Raw genomic sequence first — 2,854 nt, 5'->3', positions numbered from 1 at the left:
GGCGCAGGGCCCGCCCGCCGACGACGACGCGGCCGGCGTCGTACCGGTCGACGCCGAACACGGCACGGGCGATCTCGCTGCGCCCCGCCCCGACGAGGCCCGCCAGGCCGACGATCTCGCCCGCGCGCACGTCGAAGGACACGTCGTGGAACGTGCCGGTGGACTGCAGCCCCTCGACGCGGAGCACCACCTCGCCGGGGGTGCTCGGCACCTTGGGGTAGAGGTCGGCGACGGCGCGGCCGACCATGCGCCGCACCAGGTCGCCGGCCGTCACGTCGGCGACCGGGTCGGTCGACACGTGCTCGCCGTCGCGCATCACGGTGACGGTGTCGCAGAGCTCGGCGACCTCGTCGAGGCGGTGCGAGATGAAGACGACGGCGTGGCCCGCGTCGCGCAGGCCACGCGCGACCGCGAAGAGCCGGCGCACCTCGACGGCGCTGAGCGCCGCCGTCGGCTCGTCCATGACGAGCAGCCGGGCGTCCAGGGAGATCGCCTTGGCGATCTCGACGATCTGCTGGTCCGCGATGGACAGCCCCTCGGCCGGACGGTCCGGGTCGAGGTCGACGCCGAGGTCGCGGAAGAGCTGCCGGGTCCCGGCCCGCATGGCGCGGCGGTCGATGCGGCGGAACCGGCCGAGCGGCTCCCGGCCCAGGTAGATGTTCTCGGCGACCGTCAGGTCGGGAAAGCTCGCGGGCTCCTGGTGGATGACGGCGACCCCGGCCGCCTTGGCCTCGGCCGGGCCGCTGAAGTCGACGGGCTCGCCGCCGAGCTCGACCACGCCGGCGTCGCGGCGGTGCACGCCGCCCACGATCTTGACCAGCGTGGACTTGCCCGCGCCGTTCTCCCCCACGAGCGCGTGGATGGTGCCGGGCTGTACGACCAGGGTGCCGGAGCGGAGCGCGGCCACGGGTCCGAAGGACTTGGCGACCCCTTCCAGGCGCAGCGTCGGTGCGGCGTTCTGCATGTCTCTCCGTCGAGCTCTGCGGGCGGTCGGCATTGACCTGAATCAGCCGTTTGAATCGTTCAAACAGATACTTCGGAAGATAGACCTGCCAGGTCAGAGCGTCAAGAACTTCCGGCGCGTCCGTTGCCGAGATGTGTCCTTTACGGAACTCTTTACCGATCAGGGGTGAACCTGCCCGCAGCGCACGGAGGTGGCCCGAGGGCGTGTCGCCTCAGATCGGAGGCGAGGAATGAGCCAGCCAACTGCCGAGGAGAACGCAGTCCTCGGTGAGGAACCCACCGAGCTCAAGCGGGTCATGGGACCCAAGCTCCTCCTGCTGTTCATCGTGGGCGACATCCTGGGCACCGGCATCTACGCGCTGACCGGCAAGGTCGCCGCGCAGGTCGGTGGTGCGGCCTGGGCGCCGTTCATCGTCGCGTTCGCCATCGCGCTGGTCACCGCCTTCTCGTACCTGGAGCTGGTGACCAAGTACCCCCGCGCCGCGGGCGCCGCGCTCTACACGCACAAGGCGTTCGGCGTGCACCTGCTGACGTTCATGGTCTGCTACACCGTCATGTGCTCCGGCATCACCTCGGCGTCGACCGCCTCCCGGGCGTTCGCCTCGAACCTCGCGGTGGGCTTCGGTCTGGACGAGTCCAACGCGGCGCTGATCATCACCATCGCCCTGGTCTTCATGGGCGTCGTCGCCGCGGTGAACCTGCGCGGCGTCGGCGAGAGCGTCAAGGCGAACATCTTCCTGACGCTCGTCGAGCTGTCCGGCCTGCTGCTCGTGATCCTGATCGGCTTCTACGCCGCGTTCGCCGGCCAGGTCGACTTCTCCCGGACCATCGTGTTCGAGGACCCCAACGACAAGGGCGCCTTCTTCGCCGTCACGGCGGCGACCGCCCTGGCCTTCTTCGCCATGGTCGGGTTCGAGGACTCGGTGAACATGGCGGAGGAGACGCACGACCCCGTCCGGAACTTCCCCAAGATGATGATCGCCGGCATCGGCATCACCGGGATCATCTACGTGCTCGTCTCGCTGTTCGCCGTGGCGATCGTGCCGGTCGGCGTGCTGGCCGAGAGCGACACACCGCTGGTAACCGTGGTCGAGACCGCGGCGCCCGGTATCCCGGCGGGCGACATCCTGCCGTTCATCTCGATGTTCGCCGTGGCCAACTCGGCGCTGATCAACATGCTGATGGCGAGCCGGCTGCTGTACGGCATGGCCAAGCAGAACGTGCTGCCCGGCGTGCTGGGTCGGGTGGGTGTTCGGCGCCAGACGCCGTGGGTGGCCATCCTGGTGACCACGGTCATCTCGTTCGGGCTGATCTACTTCGTCAGCCGGGACCCGGACAACGACGTCGTCGCCGCGCTCGGTGACACGACTGCGCTGCTGCTCCTGGGCGTGTTCGCCATCGTCAACGTCTGCGTGCTGGTGCTGCGCCGGGACCCGATCGACCGCCGGCACTTCGTGGCGCCGACGGTGCTGCCGATCATCGGCGCCCTCGCCTGCGCGTTCTTCGTGGGCCCGTGGACGGGGCGCGACCCGCTGACCTACACGATCGCCGGGTGGCTCCTGGGGATCGGCCTCGTGCTGTGGCTGCTGACGTGGATCACCAACCGGCTGGTCGGGCAGCGCGGCGGGATCTCGGACATCGACGCCCTGAGCGAGCGCGAGGGCGGCGTCAACTAGGGGCTCTGCTCCCCCGGTCCAATTCCCGTTGTCGCCCTCTCCTTCGAGGCCTAAGTTTCTTCGCTTTGGACTGATCCAAAGCGAAGAAACTTAGGCCTCAAAGGAAAGAGACGAGACCGGGCCGACGACGACGGCGGGCCGACGACGGCGGGGCGGACCGACAGCGGCGGGCCGACGACGGCGGGGCGGACCGACAGCGGCGGGCCGACGACGAC

2 protein-coding genes are annotated in these 2,854 nt (G+C 69.6%); one reads left to right on the top strand and one right to left on the bottom strand.

The window, feature by feature from the left end:
* Nucleotides 1-964, bottom strand: a 964-nt coding sequence (locus PROKR_RS20680) for a sugar ABC transporter ATP-binding protein (RefSeq protein WP_157602366.1), incomplete at its 3' end; no start/stop codon positions are given.
* 229 nt (nucleotides 965-1,193) lie between these two features.
* On the opposite strand from PROKR_RS20680, the gene PROKR_RS20675 reads away from it, so the two are divergent.
* Complete coding sequence (locus PROKR_RS20675; protein WP_036966710.1) at nucleotides 1,194-2,639, top strand: APC family permease; 1,446 nt, start codon at nucleotides 1,194-1,196, stop codon at nucleotides 2,637-2,639.
* Nucleotides 2,640-2,854 lie beyond the last annotated feature (215 nt).

The sequence above is a fragment of the Promicromonospora kroppenstedtii DSM 19349 genome (assembly GCF_000515355.1).
In the GTDB taxonomy this organism is placed as follows: Bacteria; Actinomycetota; Actinomycetes; order Actinomycetales; family Cellulomonadaceae; genus Promicromonospora; species Promicromonospora kroppenstedtii.
Note: the sequence above shows the minus strand (reverse complement) of the source record. Positions and strands in the feature narration are given on the sequence as shown.